Source organism: Aeoliella mucimassa, assembly GCF_007748035.1.
GTDB classification, from domain to species: domain Bacteria; phylum Planctomycetota; class Planctomycetia; order Pirellulales; family Lacipirellulaceae; genus Aeoliella; species Aeoliella mucimassa.
Window position 1 is genome coordinate 4631036 of record NZ_CP036278.1, and the last position, 17846, is coordinate 4648881.

9 protein-coding genes and 1 pseudogene are annotated in these 17846 nt (G+C 56.0%); 4 read left to right on the plus strand and 6 right to left on the minus strand.

Features of this window, described 5'->3' with window-relative positions:
* Nucleotides 1-29 precede the first annotated feature (29 nt).
* The 4 genes and pseudogenes from Pan181_RS18200 to Pan181_RS18215 all read left to right on the plus strand — a co-directional run bounded on the left by Pan181_RS18200 (nt 30) and on the right by Pan181_RS18215 (nt 7147).
* Nucleotides 30-1115 carry a S66 peptidase family protein gene (locus Pan181_RS18200; protein WP_145248850.1) on the plus strand — a complete coding sequence of 362 codons (1086 nt, stop codon included), beginning with the start codon at nt 30-32 and terminating at the stop codon, nt 1113-1115.
* 429 nt (nt 1116-1544) lie between these two features.
* Nucleotides 1545-5180: a chemotaxis protein CheB gene (locus Pan181_RS18205; RefSeq protein WP_197528488.1), complete on the plus strand. Its 3636-nt coding sequence runs from the start codon at nt 1545-1547 to the stop codon at nt 5178-5180.
* Nucleotides 5181-5478: 298 nt separating this feature from the next.
* Nucleotides 5479-6276: a response regulator gene (locus Pan181_RS18210; RefSeq protein WP_197528489.1), complete on the plus strand. Its 798-nt coding sequence runs from the start codon at nt 5479-5481 to the stop codon at nt 6274-6276.
* Between the two features lie 122 nt (nt 6277-6398).
* Nucleotides 6399-7147: pseudogene (locus Pan181_RS18215) on the plus strand (IS5 family transposase).
* 48 nt (nt 7148-7195) lie between these two features.
* Here Pan181_RS18215 and Pan181_RS18220 read toward each other — a convergent pair.
* From Pan181_RS18220 to Pan181_RS18245, 6 genes are all read right to left on the minus strand, one after another.
* A complete protein-coding gene (locus tag Pan181_RS18220; RefSeq protein WP_145248856.1) occupies nt 7196-8935 on the minus strand; it encodes a TolC family protein in 1740 nt (579 codons plus the stop codon).
* Nucleotides 8936-9463: 528 nt separating this feature from the next.
* On the minus strand, nt 9464-10915 hold the full coding sequence (locus tag Pan181_RS18225; RefSeq protein ID WP_145248858.1) for an HlyD family secretion protein: 1452 nt from the start codon (nt 10913-10915) through the stop codon (nt 9464-9466).
* A 17-nt stretch (nt 10916-10932) separates the two neighbouring features.
* Nucleotides 10933-13053, minus strand: coding sequence for a peptidase domain-containing ABC transporter (locus tag Pan181_RS18230; protein ID WP_145248860.1), 2121 nt, complete (start codon nt 13051-13053; stop codon nt 10933-10935).
* Nucleotides 13054-13104: 51 nt separating this feature from the next.
* Nucleotides 13105-13443, minus strand: a complete 339-nt coding sequence (locus Pan181_RS18235; protein WP_231943634.1) for a helix-turn-helix transcriptional regulator — start codon at nt 13441-13443, stop codon at nt 13105-13107.
* Between the two features lie 297 nt (nt 13444-13740).
* The gene (locus Pan181_RS18240; protein ID WP_145248862.1) at nt 13741-14682 is read right to left on the minus strand and encodes a PfkB family carbohydrate kinase; all 942 of its coding nucleotides are present in this window, start codon (nt 14680-14682) and stop codon (nt 13741-13743) included.
* Nucleotides 14683-14848: 166 nt separating this feature from the next.
* On the minus strand, nt 14849-17794 hold the full coding sequence (locus tag Pan181_RS18245; protein WP_197528490.1) for a sugar-binding domain-containing protein: 2946 nt from the start codon (nt 17792-17794) through the stop codon (nt 14849-14851).
* Nucleotides 17795-17846: the final 52 nt, after the last annotated feature.

Sequence of the window (17846 nt, forward strand, 5' to 3'; positions counted from 1 at the left end):
CAACTTGCACCGCCCCACTTTAGAACGTTATGAACCGATTACTGACGACTCTCCTGGTTACGACCTTGGTGCTTGCAAGTCTCGCTCTAAGCGTTCGCGCTGAGCAGCCGATCCAGTTCGCGAAGGCACTGCAACCGGGCGATACAATTGCCATCGTCGCCCCCGCAAGCCCCTTGGACCGTGAGCGACTGGTTCGCGCAAAACAGCGACTCACCGAGCTTGGCTTCAAGGTTCGCATGCCCGACGAGGTGTTCCGAGCGAACGACTACCTGGCAGGTAGCGACCAGCGCCGTGCGGAGGAATTGATGGACGCGTTCACCGATCCGGAAATCGATGCCATCTTTCCCGGCACCGGTGGCTACGGCACCACTCGAATTCTCGACCTGCTTGATTTTGAGGAGATTGGTAAACATCCAAAAATCATGATCGGCTTTTCCGATATCACCGCCCTGCACATCGCCATCCATCAGCGAACCGGCCTCGTGACCTTCCATAGCCCAGTACCCGAATGGGGTTTGGGTTCGCCGGAAAAGCTTGCTCCTTTTGCCGATCATTACTTCTGGCGGGCGCTGCTTGCTGAGAAATACAGCGTGCCAGAGGATCCCAACATGTGGTCGAAAGGCTACGCGATCGAGGTAACCTCCGGTCACCCCGAAGTCCCTGCTCCCACTATTTTGGTAACGGGCAAAGGAACCGGTCGAGTCATTGGTGGCAACTTGTCGCTCGTGCATGCGTTGATGGGGACTCCATACGAGGTCGAAACCAAAGGTCGCATTCTGTTTCTCGAAGACGTCGGCGAAGCCCCCTACCGGGTGGATCGCATGCTGCAAACGCTGAAATCGGCCGGTAAACTCGACGATCTTGCCGGCGTGGTTCTCGGCTCGTTTACCCGTCGCAAAAACGAAGATACCGATGGCGAGGAGATTTCGATCGACGACGTGTTTCACGATTTCTTCTCCGACGCCGACTACCCGGTGCTCATGAACTTTCCTGCAGGCCACCAACGTAACAATGGCACGATTCCCATGGGAGTGTTGGCCGAACTCGACGCTACAAACAAGCGACTGACATTGCTCGAGAACCCAGTAACTCGCCCAAGCAGCGATACTCCCTAGCTACTCTGTTATGCATCACGCTGTTGCTTTCCGCTCTTCTCAATAACACTGACAACCTGAAACGAAGACACTGCTGATCCTTCGCGAAGGTGTTAAGTTCACGCAAACAGACAGCTGCCAGGTGTGCGATTCATCGGGCTTTGCTTCCGATTGCGATCTTAAAAACCTTTGCGTCTCGCTATAGCTACGCGAGTCGATCCCGAGTACCATCTTCGTAGCTTGCTAGCACCAGTCACGACGGCGAGATATTTGTGGGGTCGTGTAATGGCTTTATTCTCTTGAGTTTTAACTCACAAATCGGATAGCACGCTGAGCAGTACGCATCGCTTCCAACGATTCATCTTGTGATCGCACATCTGAATGAATCGACTCTTTTCGTAAACCTAACTCGCAAGTCGAACACTCCCAATGGACAAAGGAGCCCGATCCATGACGGAAGGTGATCGACAAATGCCCGAACCAACCCATGTGGTTGGCATCGGAGCTTCCGCGGGAGGTCTCGAAGCCATCCAAGGAATTTTTCAAAACATGCCAATCAACACAGGCATGTCGTTTGTCGTCGTGCAACACCTGTCTCCAGACTTCAACAGTCTGATGAGAGAAGTGCTTTCTCGTTGGACTTCCTTACCGGTACTAGAAGCCGAAAGTGGAATGCGACTCGCAGCAAACATTATCTACTTAATGCCTCCCAAGTCGGAAATTGTCGTCGTCGAAAGTTGCTTACTACTGAAGGAACGAGATCCACAAGCTCCTTTTTCACTACCGATCGATCACTTTTTCCGTTCACTTGCTCAGGACCTAGGCGGGCGATCGATCGCCGTTGTCCTCTCTGGCACTGGCTCGGATGGCTCACGGGGAGTCGTCGATATCCATACCGCTGGCGGACTTGTCATCGCTCAGAATGAAGAAACGGCCAAGTTCTTTGGCATGCCTCGTAGTGCGATCGAAACGGGCGTGGTCGACTTTGCCCTAGCTCCTGAGGATATCCCTCTAGCGATCGAGCAGTACGCTGCCGACCCTCCCATCGCCGACATTACCGACTCGTTGCACGCTGCAACTTCGGAGCAGCCGAACCTGCAGCATATCCTCACTCGTTTGCGAGACGCTTACGGGCTCGATTTTGGCTATTACAAACTAAGCACAGTAGTTCGTCGTGTCGAGCGGCGGATGCTAATGCAGGAACTCACTCACATTGCCGATTACATTGCCCATATCGACTCTCATCCCGATGAGCTTGAATTGCTCTATCGCGACCTATTGATAGGGGTCACTACTTTCTTTCGCGATCGACATGCGTACGAACAACTGGCTACCAAGGGCATACGCTCGCTCATCGACAATGCCGAAGAGAATAGCGAAGTAAGAGTTTGGGTTGCCGGCTGCGCGACTGGCGAGGAAGCGTACTCTCTGGCCATACTATTCAAAGAGCAACTGGCGCTCTACGAAAAGCAAGTTCGTATTCGTCTATTTGCCACCGATGTGAACCAAGAGTTCCTCGATACAGCCAGTGCTGGAATCTATTCAGAAGAATCTCTATCGGAGGTAATCCCTTCGCGGATTGAACTTTACTTCCGCCGCGACGCACGAGGATTTCGCGTTAGCCCCGAACTTCGCGAGTCTATAGTCTTCGCGCGTCACAATCTCACTAAGGACCCTCCTTTCACCAAGATCGATCTCATCTCTTGTCGCAACTTACTGATCTATTTGCAGCCTCATATACAAACCAAAATACTTTCTTTATTTCACTTTGGGCTTCGCACCAACGGACTTCTGTTTTTGGGGGCTAGTGAATCTACGAGCGAATTGTCCGATGAATTCGAAACACTCGATACGCATTGGAAGCTCTACGAGAAAAAACGGGATGTACGTATCGCCGCCGACAAACGCTGGCGGTCCATGACACCGAATCGAAGCACGCAACCAAACGGACTACCGTCTGTCAGCAACAAAACAACTCCATTCAACGACCCCTTGCTACTAAGCACGTACGATGTGCTACTCGAATCAGTAATGCCCCCCTCCCTGTTGATTTCGGAGGAAGGTTCGTTGCTTCATACTTTTGGCGACGCTGGCAAGTACCTTCAAACAGAGCATGGGCGAACGACGATTGACGTTTATCAGCGACTCGTCGGCGACCTTCGCATCTCGGTCGCCGCGGCAGTGCGAAAGGCTTTGAACAGTGAATCCCAAGTTACCTACACTGGAGTTGCGGTAGATCAGAGTGACTCCCAGGAATTGCTCGACATCTCAGCTTTGCCGATCCGCGACAATCGGCGTGGCGTGCATGGAGTACTCGTTCAATTCCAGCCTTCTCATGCAGCACAACACTCCCCCTCTCCTGCAACACTTCGTTCCGACAACCTTTCGGCCGAACAAGTGCTCGCCCTGGAAACAGAACTTCGATTCACCAAGGAAAACCTTCAAGCGACCATTGAGGAACTCGAATCCAGCAACGAAGAACTGCAAGCAGCCAATGAAGAACTGGTCGCTTCGAACGAAGAACTGCAGAGCACTAACGAAGAACTCCATTCGGTGAACGAGGAACTGTATACGGTAAACGCAGAACACCAGTCGAAAATCACCGAGCTCTCCGAACTCACACGCGACATGGACAACCTGCTGCACAGCACCGAAGTGCATACGGTGTTTCTTGATTCCGAAATGCGCATTCGCAAATTTACACCGAAAGTTGCCGATACGTTTAGTTTTCTGCCGCAAGATGTAGGTCGTCGTATCGATACGTTCAGTCACTCAATTGAAGTTGCCGAGTTGGCGGATCGCATTGAGCATGTGATTTGCACCGGCGAACCCTTTGAACAAGAAGTCCGCATTCGCGACAACGGCTGGTTCCTGCTGCGGATACTCCCTTATCTCGATCCGGAGGATGTCACCACCACGCGGCGCAGCGTATTGCTCACGCTGGTCGACATCACTTCTTTGCGTCAGGCACTCGAAGAACTGGAACAGTCCGTCAAGCAGCGAGATCGTTTCCTGGCCATGTTGTCGCACGAACTTCGCAACCCCCTTTCTACCATATTAAACGCCACGCATGTGCTCTGTTCTAGCAACGATGACTCTTCCAATGAGCATGCGGCAAAAGTCATTCAAAGGCAGTCGACCCACATGTCGACGTTGCTCGACGACTTGCTCGACGTATCGCGCGTTAGCCAGGGAAAAATCCAACTTCAAAAACATCCTTTCGAATTGCAGCATGCAGTAAAAGTGGCCGTCGAAGCGGTAACGACTCGCTATCAAAAGCGAAGGCAGCAGATCCACACGCACTTGCCGACTTCCTCGGTGTGGATTCATGGTAGTGAACCTCGCATCCTGCAAGTGATCACCAATCTATTGACGAATGCCTCGAAATACTCCCCTTATGATTCCTTCATTGACCTGAGTATGGAGACCGAGGACAACGAGGTGATCGTGAGTGTCAGAGATCATGGGGTGGGAATTGCCAAGGAACATCTCGAGAAAGTGTTTGAACTATTTGAACAAGCGGATCGCACCTTGGATCGGGCGGATGGTGGGCTCGGGGTTGGTTTGACATTAGTAAAATCACTGGTTGGCTTGCATGGTGGGAGTGTTGCTGTTACTAGCGATGGCGAGGGCAAAGGCAGTGTATTCTCGTTTCGCTTACCGACGTGTGAACCCGATGAATCAGCGGAAGTCAACGAATGCGAACCACCAACCAACGCTGGTATCCAGAAGATTGTACTTGTGGAAGACAGCGTAGATGCCAGTCGTATGCTGGCTTTTCTACTCGAAGACGCGGGCTTCGAAGTCTCCACTGCCCCCAACGGCGAACAGGGACTCGAACTAATTAAGCAGAACCAACCCGAAGCAGCCATCATTGATATCGGACTCCCTGGTTTAAGCGGTTATGATGTCGCCAAACGGCTTCGCGCCGACTCTTCTCATCACCAACCTTTCCTCGTCGCACTTACAGGCTATGGTCAGCCAGCCGATCGCACGAATGCACTTTCTGCGGGTTTTGACGAACATCTTGTCAAACCAGTTGATCCTGATTTATTAACGCGAATCCTCGGTGGTCGTCCCACCTAACGCAATATACTTAAACTGCCCACACAGAAACTCCGACCAAGATTTTCGGCAACCCGAAAAACGGTATTGACTATATTTGCGAGATCGATTGTAGTTAGCTCCATAGTCGATCATTGCCTATGTATCTCCTTAAGTCGGTGGTCGCCGTTCCGCAGGATGCGGCAAACGGCTTGAGCACGGAAGAGTAAGCCTCCCGGCATATACTTTGTTGGTTCGTCATCGTCCTTTCACAGCTAAGAGCGTTGAGCCGACTTTCCGGGTAGGTATTCCATTCAGCTGCATCGACATGGAGAAGGCCATGCTTATTCTCTCGCGACAAAAGGACGAGAAGATCAGGTTTCCTGACCTGGGCATTTCTGTCCAAGTGATCGACATCCGTGGCTCTCGAGTGCGTCTGGGGGTGCATGCTCCTCTCGAAGTGCGTGTATTGCGGGACGAATTAAAGGACCACAAGAAAGGTGCCGGAAGCAAGCAAACTGTTTTTCGCATCCCCCAGGAGCTGCGGCATGAGATGCGAAATGCACTCAACGAAGTCATGCTGATGCTCCATGTCTATCAGACCAAGCAGGAAGCCTGCCTGGCGGCGAAGGACTCTTCGGCGAAACAATTGGATGCGAATCTGGCTTTCGAAACAATCATCGATAAACTCAAGCAGTTTGCTGCTCACGACTCTTTAACTTCAGGCAAGTCGGAACCGCCCCCACAAGCCATCCAGCCTGCGAATGGTTCGCGGATGCTGCTGGTGGAAGACAACGCCAACGAACGTGAGCTACTTGCCGGTTTTCTTCGTATCAGCGGTCAAACGGTCGCCACGGCGGCCGACGGCACCGAGGCCATTGAGTACCTGGAACGCGAAACTGCTCCCGATCTCATGCTAGTCGATATGCTCATGCCGAGATGCGATGGGCGGACGCTCATCAAGCACTTGCGTTCCAAGCAACGCTTCGACGAAATGCAGATCTATGTCACGAGTGGACGCTCGGCTAGCGAGGCGGGACTCGACCAGGAACAGCATCGCTTGAACGGTTGGTTCCTGAAACCGCTCGATCCTAAATTGCTGGCAGAAACTCTGATCGTTCAGAGTCGTAACGCCTAGCTGCTGGCTATCTCTTTCAACCAGAGACGGCAGACTAGGTCGTGTTGACATTTATGTAGCGTAGATTTTGTCGAAATGGTATCACGGTGTCGTCCCCTACCTGCTCATGGAGGAGCGAATAGATGCGACGGCACGAACTGACAGACGAACAATGGTTGAAGATTCGAGGCCATTTGCCTGGCAAATCCGGCGATCCCGGTCGAACCGCGGCGAGCAATCGTCGGTTCGTGAACGCGGTGTTGTGGATCGCCCGCACAGGCGCGCCGTGGCGCGATCTTCCCACTCGCTTTGGCCCTTGGAATTCGGTATTTCAGCGTTTCAATCGATGGTGCAAGCGTGGCGTCTGGCGGCAAGTCTTGGAGACTCTGGGCGAAGAGCCCGACTTGGAGCACTTGCTACTCGACTCGACAACGGTCCGAGCCCATCAACACGCAGCGGGCGTAAAAGGGGGCTCGGTGGCGAAGCCATGGGCCGCTCGCGCGGAGGTTGGGGAACGAAAGTCCACGCCGCGGTAACGGGCGATGGCCGCCCGGTTCGTCTGACTTTGACGGGTGGCAACCGACACGACATGCACCAAGCAGAAACGCTGCTGGAAGGACTAACTCCCGAATACGTCGTCGCCGACAAAGGGTATGATTGCCATTGGTTTCGCGATCAGATTCGTCGCCAAGGCGCGAAGCCGGTGATTCCGACTCGCCGTGGGTTTCGACAGAAAAGGTACGATCGCACACGCTATAAACTCCGAAATGTCGTGGAGCGGTTCTTCAACCGGTTAAAACACTACCGTAGGGTCGCTACACGATACGATAAAACTGATCGAAACTACGATGGATTCCTCTGCCTGGCGTCACTCATGATCAGCTTGGCATGAATGTCAACACGACCTAGTGTTCTATCGTTCGATAGTACCTCCCTTCGGTTATGGCTCTTCTTCAGCTGCTTGCTCATCCGCGGCGTAGATGAACTCCAGGTCTGTTCCATCGAGACCTAATGCGGCTGTGTAATCGGCCAGGGCTGTAAAGAACTCTAATTGCGACTCCACGAGTCCGCCGGCCGCTTCGGCTTGCTGCTGCTCTCGCAGGTTCAGATTGAATAGGGTGCTCTGCCCTTCTTCGTAAAGGCGCTGTTCCGCCTCTCGCATTCTTGCTGCCAGCTCCAAGGCTTCACTATTCTGCTCCACCCGTTCGGCCGCAGCGACCAGTGCTGCCCGGGCGATTTGCACCTCGGTGGCGATTTTCTCTTCTGCAAACTGCAGCTTCGAACGGAATTGAGCGAACTTGCCGCGCAGTTGCCGCACTTTTCCCAGAGCCTTGCGGCGCTCGAGGGGAACGGAAACCGTGAGCGTGGCTTCGAGTTCCGTCTCCGACTTATCTCGCGACTTGGTGGCCGCTCCGATGTCCTGCCCCACGAACACGCCGGCGTCGATGTCGGCTCGCGTTTCGTTGAGTGCTTGCTGGTAGGCGACCGACAACTGCCGACGCACCACTTGCAACTCCTGCAGTTCAGGGCGGTTGTCCTGGGCCATCTGCACATCGGCATCAAAGGTTAGCTCATTAGGTGTGTCGACTTTTGGGAACCCTAGCCGCAGCGCCGGGTCATCGTACACCACCGGCGTGCCGCTGCTATCACGCAGGAATAGCGACAGCTTGTACCCAGCCTGGGCGAGCTTTCGGCGGGCGAGCGTGACTTTCGACTCCCGCGACACAATAATACGGCGATTGTCGACGATATCGATTTCCGCCTTCTCGCCTTCTTCAACCTGACGCTTCAAGTATTTCGCTCGGTCGATACCGAGCTGCAACACATCCTCGGCAATGCGAAGGTTTTCTCCGGCTGCGATCCAAGTCCAGTAGGAGTGCATGCCGTCGCGAATGGCCATTAGCAGCTGGGCCTGAATAAAAGGCTCTACGCGGTTGCGTTCGAGCTGGGCTCGCCATAGCTCGGCCCGATTCGCGTCGATCGCCCAGTCGCGACCGATCGGAGCGGTGAGCGAAACACCAAACTCGCCGAGGTCGTTTGTTTCCCGTTCCTTGTACCACGGCTCAAACGATCCGCGACCGAGCTTGTAACCCGCGGCGACTTGCCCGCCCCACATCGTATCGCGTTTGACTCCCCACTTGTGCCAGTTGTTCTCGTAATAGTCCATCGGCTGCGCATTGCTGTAGCCGTCGAGCTTATGATCGAACGCCCCGCTGGCCGACAGCGCCTCGCCCGAGGCGATCACGCGACTCGCTTCGGCTTGTTGCACCAAAGGGAAATGATTACGAACCGAGCGAATCACCGCAATGGCTGCGGGCGCTGCTGGAGGACCAAGTTCCACCACTTCGGGCGACTCCAGCTCGGTGGGCTCTTCCACCGTCAAATCAGGCTCCTGCGAATCTAATTCCATCGGTTCTGGCAACGCGACCGGAATCGGTTCCGCGTTCACGACATCCTCGCCGTCGGTGGTCGACTCGTCGACCACCAGCGAAGCCGGTGTCACCAACTGGTTGGGTATCTCCGGGTTGCTGCCTTGCGTCTTTTGAAGGGTAGTTGGCTGAGATGTGGTTGCTAGCGACTTCGACACACTTGGCACAAACAAGTTGCGCGTGCTGCTGCAACCGACTGCTAGTGTCAGCAGTAGCGCGATGTAGGTCAGCTTTTCGATACGGTGATTCAAGTGTAATGCCCCACTGCTAGCACGCCGGTCCCCGAGTCCATCGTTAAAGAGGGCCTATCCGATACTATCGGTAGCCTAGATGCCCGAAAGTCACCAAAGTTTGACCAATCGGTAAACTTCCAAGCCGGCACGAAACGGGACACGCACGCACGTTTATTTTGCCCCCAAAATCCCCAAATCGATTCGTGGGGGCAATTCTTACGTCGCGGCCCATCGCAATAACTCCTTTCCAGTTCTGAAGTTGTGACAATCGCTATCGACGTAACTCATTTCAATTGCCTCCAGGGTGGGGGCACAACAAAAAACCAGTGAACATAACGGTGCGGAATCACGCCAGCCTCACAGGCAAAGCATGTTCATCCGAACACCTACTATTAGACCAAGTAGGGGCAGAGATTCAACCATTATTTTTGGCCACTTTGCCGCCAGCAGAACGACTGGAGCGTTGGCAAAGTTCCTATTCAGGCTACTTCTTCAGAACCGCGGGACGAACGGCCACCACGCAAGAACATAGCCATGCCACTTACCCTAGATTTTGATCTTGGGGGCCTTCGGCTTTTCGGCGGCTTCCTTCGATTTTAGCGAAGGGGGGAATCCGTTCATGCGACGCCAAACCTCATAGCCCAGTGGCACCTTATCGAGAAGCACCCACCCGTTGGCTCGCACCCCCTGACGGAGATAGGGATACTTGGGCCACGGCTCATCCTCGGGATCAGGCAGAATAACGACACGGAACTTACCCATTCCATCGTCGGTGGCATCAACCAAGGCCACCTCGCCACCGAAGGTTCCCACGGCCACCGAGGGCCACCCCGAGAACTGCACTGCTGGCCAGCCTTCGAATTGCAAACGCACCTTGCGTCCAGGCGTGATGAGCGGCGCGTCGTTACCCGCGACCCACACCTGCACTGCCGGTTGTTCGGTCCGTGGTACGATACGACAGAGTTGATCGCCAGGCTTTACGATCGAGGCTGTATCAAACACCGTGAGATTCATGATATATCCATCGCGCGGAGCGACTACTTCTTGCGTGCGTTGCACGGCCACCTTGCGTTCCTGGTCGAGAAGCTTCGAACGCTTCTGATTGATTTCTTCATTGGTCTTGTTGATATCGATCTCGGCTTTGGCGACTTCGGCCCGCGACTTCTCGAGTTGCGAGAGCACCTTGTTGATCTTGGCTTGCCACTCTTGTCGCTTGGCTTCGCGTTCGTTCTTCTTGCCAGCGACCCCGTTGGTAGCGTTCTCGACCTCTTGCTCGGCCACTTTCACGTAGGCCATCGCATCGCGGTATTTCTGCTCGGCTTCCTGCTGCTTGAGTTGCGATTCGATCCCATCGTTAAACAGGGCGGTCTTCCGTTTGTAGTCGGCCTCGGCCTGAGCCAGCTTGGCCTGGGCGGCCACCAGCTTGTTGCGTTCGGCCTCGAGTTTATTGACGGACTGATCGACGAAGTTATCGTACGCTTCCACCAGTTCATCGCGAGCAGTTCGCATGGCCAAAAGCTCTTCGGTGGTAACATCCACGATCCGCAGATTGTTGTCGCGCAATTCCCGGGCGCGTTCCAGGCGATCTTCCGCTACGGTCACTTCGGTTTGAGCGTTGACCAGCTGTTGTTCGAGTCGCGAGAGGTACAACGGATCCTGATCCTCGATGCGGAAGAGCAATTGCCCTTTGGTCACGTAGGCATTCTCCTGCACGCCTTCTCCACGCTCGGCAATCCGTCCCTTGATGGGAGCTTGCACCGGTTGCGGGCGTTCGAACGGGTCGAAGGCGATCACTTCGCCGTTGCCGCGGATCGATTGCTGCCAGGGTGCGAGCAACATGACGCCCATCAGAATGAACATCATGGTGAGTAGCACGCGGCCTAAACGCCGGACAAACCGCGCAGCCCGTGCTAGTCGCAGAGCGGGAAAAGCCTGCTCGTCGTAGGCGGCGTCGCTGAACACGCGTTTCTTGGCGACTTTATTAGCAAGAGTACTCATGGTAGGCTCCCTGAAAATCAGGCAATCGCTTTCGTGGCGTGAAGTTGTAGTCGACGATCAAACTGGGCTGCAATCTCGGGCCGGCTAGTCATGACCACCACGGTCCAGTTGGCCGCAGGCGATAGCAGCAGATCGATCGCCTGCGAGAGTTGCTCGTCGGGCAATGCGTCGAGCAATCCATCGACAATCAGCAGTTGAGGATTTCCGGAGATCGCCCGAGCGAGCATGAGCAACTTCTGCTGCACCGACGATAGGGGCCGCCCGTTCGGTAGCAGATGGGTCTCCAGACCATCGGGCAACTTGTAGACACTCTCGAGCAGCCCGGTTGACTCAAGTACCTTATGTGCCTGGTTAACGGTAACGCCGGGCCTTCCGAGATGTAGGTTCTCAAGAATACTGGCCTCGAACAATTCGACCTCACCAGCCACCGCGACCACCGAGCGAAGCACGTCGGGACGCAGGTCGCGAGGTTCGCACCCTTTGATCTCCACCCGACCAGCGGCTGGCGATTCGAGTCCATACAGCATGCGTGCCAAAGTCGACTTGCCGCTGCCGGCTGCGCCAAGAATCGCGACTCGCTCGCCGGCGGCTATCTTGCCCGTTAGCGAGTGCTGAACGAGGAAGTCGCCCGCGTTGCCCCGCACCGAGTGAAACGCAACAGGCAAACCATGTTCGGTGTTCAGCGTGTCGACGATGCCCGAGTGACGCTCGACAGGCAGGTCGAACAGGACACCGAGCTTATCGACTGCGGCCACCAGGTCGTAGAATCCTTCGAGGTGCTTTCCAAGCTTGGCGAGCGAAGAAAGTATGGTAGTGACAATCAGCTCGGCCGCGACGAGTTGCCCCAGTGATAGTTGCCCTTGAATCACCAGCCAGCCACCGACGCCGAGCAGAATGGTGCCTGCGACCGCCTGCAATCCGAGGGTGAACACGATTTGGCGGAACAGAATGCTAAAGTGCGCTTGCCGAATCTTCAGGTACTGCGAAGTCAAACGATTCGCTCGATCGAACGCGTACTCGGCCCCTCCGTCGGACTTGAATCCGGTAGGACAGCGAATCACGTCCTCGAACCAGGCGGTTAGTTTGTACTTGAGTTTCGACTCGTCGATTCCGGAGGCAATCGCCCCGCGACCGAGCACTACCAGCCCCACGCCGACGATGATGATCAGCAGGAAATCAAAGCCCAAAAGCCATGGATGATAGAAGGCAAGCACCGCCATGCCGACGAGGGTAGCCAGCACGATGCTCACCCCATCAAGCAGCAAGTTAGCAACTACTTTTTGCAGCGTGACGACATCGAGGAAGCGATTGACCAACTCGGGCCCGTAGTACTTGCCGTGCGTGGCTCCTTCGACTCGCGGCAAGCGATACGCCAAGTCGGCTGCGACGCGGGCGAAGAGTCGCCGTTGGATGATTTCGGCCACGTAGGTCTGCATGGCCTTCATCATCGCGGCAAATGCGAGAAAGCCGAACAGCAGGATTGCCAGTACCAGCACTGGTTGTAGCAACCGGCCAAAGGCAACCGTATTCACGAGTGCTTCGACACCAATAGGGGTCGCCAGATTCAACACCCCCGCTACGGTGGCGAACACCAAAATCATCCAAATATCAGGCCACTCCGGACGCACGATGCGGAGCAACCGACGAATCGGACGATGCTTCAGTTCGCGAGCGCTATCGACATTGGATAGCTCGGGATGCTCGACCACCACCCAATGGGCGACTTCGCCATGCGCACCCGCTTCGTCCACGAGTTGCTCGAACTGCGGCTTCGGCGTGAATCGCGAACCTTCGAACGGGCCTTCGGCCAGATAAATACCCTTGCTGTTCCCTCCGACGATCACCTGCAGACCATGTGAGTCGGTAAATCCCCCCGCCAGCTTGGCTCCGTCGGTCGCGAGTTCTGCGATTTGATCGGTCGTAACTTCCAGAGTCTGAGCGCGTAGCGCAAGGCTGTTGCAGCACTCGACGAGCCACTTCCCCCACATCTGACGCGGCTCTCCCGGCCAGGCGGTTTGCACTTCGCTGAGTAATTGCTCGGCCCGCAACAACTCGATGTCGACACCACACTCGCGACAGATGCGAACGAGCGTAGCGGAGAGCTTGGTCTTGGGTGAAGCTTCGAGTAAAGACGTCATGGTCGATGCGATCAATGGGTTGAACGATTACGTTGCCAACTGGCGTGAAAGTTAGCTCTGGCTTACCTTGTTCGAATCATTTGCCACCAGACTCAGTAGCTCCGCGATGGTGCAATGCGATTCGATAGGATGCCGCAGGTGTTTGTCGAGCATTACTCGATACTGGTTACGCCGACCAACGCGTTGACGTTCGAGGAATCCCTCTTCCTCCAACTCCTGCACAATCCGCTGCACCGCCCGCTCGGTGATGCCGACCCGAATCGCGACCTCGCGAAGCACCATATCGGGATGGGTCTTCAATTCCAAAAGCACGTGGGCGTGATTGGTTAGAAACGTCCACCGCGGCCCAGGTGTTGTTTCAGCAGCAGGATGATTGGAGGGAGTATTCACGAGGATTCTTGCCGAACGAAAAAGGAAATGAACGCTTGCTAGCTAACAGCGACACTGTTTACATGAATAATAATACACGATATTGTTTTCGCAATTATTACGTCGCACGATGAGTTGAAAAGCGGAAAACACGCGGTTTTTCGGTATCTCGAACTAGCCAGGATCGCCCAAGGAAAGCGGCTTTCCGCATCCCTGCAAGTTTGCGCAGCCAGAAAAGACGCTCCGGAGCCAGCGAATCGGCATGCTGGCCGAGAGTTTTGGATGGGGGGAGCGATAAGCTCTCGCGGCGAGTTTCGGCTACTGGAGCTTGGCGAACACGGACTCGGGCAGGTGGGGAGTCGCCCCCGGCTGCGAGGCGACGAACGCCCCCATTTGATTGGCCAGCGCCACGCGGTCGGCGTACGACCAACTGAGCAACTGCGAAGCGAGCAGCCCCGCCCCACAGGCATCGCCCGCCCCCACGCTATCGGCGTTCGGGTGCCGCTCGAACTGCGGCACTTCGGACGTGTAGCACTCGCCTTCGGCGTACAACGCGGTACCTTGTCGGCCTCGCGTCACCGCGACCCAGGCCAGATCAAAGGTCTCGATCAACGCCTGAGCGGCGCGATCCATGCTTTCAGTTTCGTTGCCAGCGAGCCCGAGCAACTCCAGCACGATGGGCAGTTCCTCGTTGTTGAGCTTCGCCGCCGAGGCGAGTTCGAACGACCCGCGGAGCACTTCGGCCGAGTAGAAATCTTGCCGCAGGTTCACGTCGAACAGTTTGAACGCCTGCTCTGCGGTGGTGAGAAACTGCCTGATCGACTTCTGACTCGCTTCGCAGCGTTGTGCAAGCGTGCCGAAACAGACCGCACTCGCGCTGCTGGCCGCTTGTTGCCAGGCTTCGGTGAACGCAAGGTAATCCCACGCGACGTCCGATTGAAACTCATAGGTCGGCTGACCATCGCCATCGACCTGCACGTCGACGCGCCCCGTGGGATGTTGCGAATCGATCTGCACCAGTTCATCGGAGACTTGATGCTCGTCGATGAGCGAGAGAAAAGTCTTGCCAAGTGCATCGTCGCCCACCGCGGTAGCGATCAGCCCCTGCCCACCAAGCCGAGAAACCAACGCCCCTGCGTGCACGGCCAAGTTCACGGGGGCTCCGCCAAGCTGCTGGCGGTCAGGAAAACAGTCGAAGAGCGCCTCGCCCAAACCGATGATGATGGGGCCCGACAGATTTTCGTTTGCGGATGACATCATGTCCTCTAGCGTTCGTGTCCCTGGTCCTCAATGGCACCGCGGGACGCTTAATCGAATTTCTACGTGAATAGTACCGCCTTTCATCATAACGGCTAGCCAGCAGACTGTCAGCTTGCAGCGCAGCAGACAGCCTGGCAATCATCGCGAGCGACTTGTGAAATCGCGATCAAGGCTTCTTATTACCGCCGGAACCGTCGTCGAGGTCAGGATCGAAAGTCCGCTCGCCCGGCGCTTCGGCCTCTGCAATATTCGCCGTCCACAGCGCATCGGCCTGCTGCGGCGTGAGCGTCGCCATTGGCAGCGCGGCTTCGCCAGCAGCGTACTGCAGCAGCGATTCGCGCAACTGCTCGGTCACCGGCGACTGGCGATCGAGTGGAATACTGCACACCAGCAGCCGCCCATGCTCGACGCGACATTCAAAGATCACGCCCAATCGCCAGTTGCGATTCCAATCGTCAATCGCATAGACAATCGGCTGAAGATCTTGCGGGGCGTGGGTGAGATTCACGGATCGCACTCCGTTGACGATGGAAGTCCATTGCCAGTCGCAGTGACTCTCTGTCGGAAAACTCGCTAGCGCGGGATGCTCGGCCTCGCACAACATCCCCAACATGGCGTCGAACCGCGGGAGCGGATTGCGAGGTGGGCGGACGGTCATCTGGATATTCCAGAAGACCGGCGTCCGCCGCATTCTCGGCGACTGCGACTCGGGCAAATCCCGCTCGCCGGGATTGAACAACACGGTCCCGCCTTGTGCTAGCTCCGCTTTCGCTTCCGACCAACGACTGGTGAGCAACACCTCCTTTGACTCCGTTGTCGGTTGCGATTCGGGATACAACCAGAAATTCCAGTCGTTCTCGATCGAGGTCCCTTCGAGACCAACCACCAATCGATAAGTGGCTGGGGCAGGCAGTGACTCAAGCTGGCACTTCACCTTCCCGAGCGGCTGACACTTCCCGCGGGCGATGTCTCTCGCTTCCCATTGCCCAGCGGCGAGTACGTTGCCCCCAGCATCCATCACCTTCCAATAAGGCTGCGCACCGTTGAGCGTTTGCTCTCCGAAGTGGTAGAGCTCCGCATCGCACTCCAGCGTGTCATTCGTCTGGAATATCCGCTGATGCAATCGCACTAATGGGACGGTCTGGCTGTGGAATCGCCGAAACTGTTCGGCGGTGACGTAGCTCTTTGGGTCCCAGAAGGCATCGAGCACTCCGATCAATGCGGTTCCTTGCCCCAGATAGTCGCGGATGTCGAGCATCTGGTGCCCTGCCAAACCGGGGGTCCGCAAGTTGGCCTCCAGTTCTTCCTTGTAGCAAGCCAATTGGAACTTGCCGGAAGCCTCGGCAAATGGCTTATTCAGATCGGCCACCCCGTTGCGTTCGGCGATGTAACGAAAGATGCGATAGTTCGACGGCTGCATATAGCCTGTGAACTTGTCGATCACGTCGAAGTCGGGATAAGCACACCATTGGCCAATCTCGTGGGCCAGCACGGGGATCTCCACCCCTTCAAGCGCGGTGCGAAAATCCTTACCGAACCATCCGGACTCGTTGCGAAGTTCCCCTTTGCCGAAGCGAACCAACCCAGCAAACTGTGGCCCGCCGAACACTTGCTCGGGGCGATTCCAACCAGTGCCAGCAGCATAAAGTCGCCGGGGATCACGCTGATACCAACGACTCGCCCACTCTGGCGTTACTTGCGTGTAGCGACCCGACGGTTCGTTCGAAGGCGAGAACATCACGAACGAAGGATGATTGCCATATGCGCGGAGCAACAAGGCGGTTTCTTCTTCGAGGAACTTCGTGAAGACTCCATCGGGATAGAACGGAGACCATAGCCCGCACTCTGGTTGCAGATAAAAACCCAACTCATCGGCCGCGGTAAACGCCGCTTCGGGAGGACAGCATGAATGGAAGCGAATGCCATTGAGCCCAAACTCCTGGCAGCGCCGAATGATCTGCTTCCACGACTCGACGTCGGTCGCCGGATACCCCGTCAGAGGAAAGTCGAGGCCAAAATGCGTCGTGCGAAAGTTCACCTCGCGCCCGTTGATTAGCGGAGTAGTGCCTTGCCAGGTAATCTCACGAAAGCCGAACGTCACTTGCTGCGAGTCCGTCCCTACCGGTGACTCGAGCAGCACCTGCAATTGCTGCAAGTTGGGTGCGTACTCGCTCCAAGTCGAAGCGTTTGGTTTCAGCACGACTTCGACATTCGCCTGCCCGCCGTCGTGTTGCCAGTCCACCTGCTTCTGCACACCCGCTACGGATACAACTCCGGTGCCGGCTTCGCCGGTCAGATTGCCGATGGCGATGGCCAGACGCACGGTCTTGTCTTCTACGTTGGGAAACGCTTGCACATCGGCCAACCAAACCGGAGGAGTCGCCCGCAGTTCGATGCTTCCCGCGATTCCATTCCAGGTGGCTCCCAACGCGTCGGACACCGCGTGAGCATCGGGCGTGTGCCCGTTGTTACCTTTCGGATCGCTGACGATCATTCGATTGTCGAGGCGTACTGTTAAACGATGGCTACCCGGCGAGAGGATGCCCAGCTCGAATCGATGCGGAGCAACCAGGCTCCGCTGCGTATCGATCTCCTGATCGTCGATCCACACGGTCGATTGCCAGTGGGGCCGCTCCAGAAACAATTCAACACGCTGGCCTTGCCAGTCGCTGGGGGTGTGGATCACACGCTGGTACCAGGCCGCCCCCAGATAATGACGAATCGGCTGAGATAGAAATGGCACCTCTACACGCCCTGGCTGTGAGAAGGCCTGGCGTAGTTCCGGTGACTGTAGCTTCCACCACTCCCCACCGAGACCGAGCACCCAAGGGGTGTCGGTGGTGATCTCGTTACCATACCCCTGCGATTGCAGGATGCCTGGCAAGTCGATTTGGTCGGGCAGCGTGCTTGCAAACCATCGCTCTGCGATCCCAATATCGTCGCGATCGATGGCAAAGTTCCATGTGCCTGCCAACTCAGCTTTCGCCGAGGAGCCATCGCTTGCATTCGTGGGCTCCATTTGCGAAAGCAACACGACTGCCATCAACGCAGCAAGACCAACAAACGATAAGCGAGCAGGTCGAACACCTGTTTGAATCAAGAAGAGATGCATGCAAAACGCCTGGATTCTAGGGGTAATTTCGATGCCGTGGGCGACTCGCCTG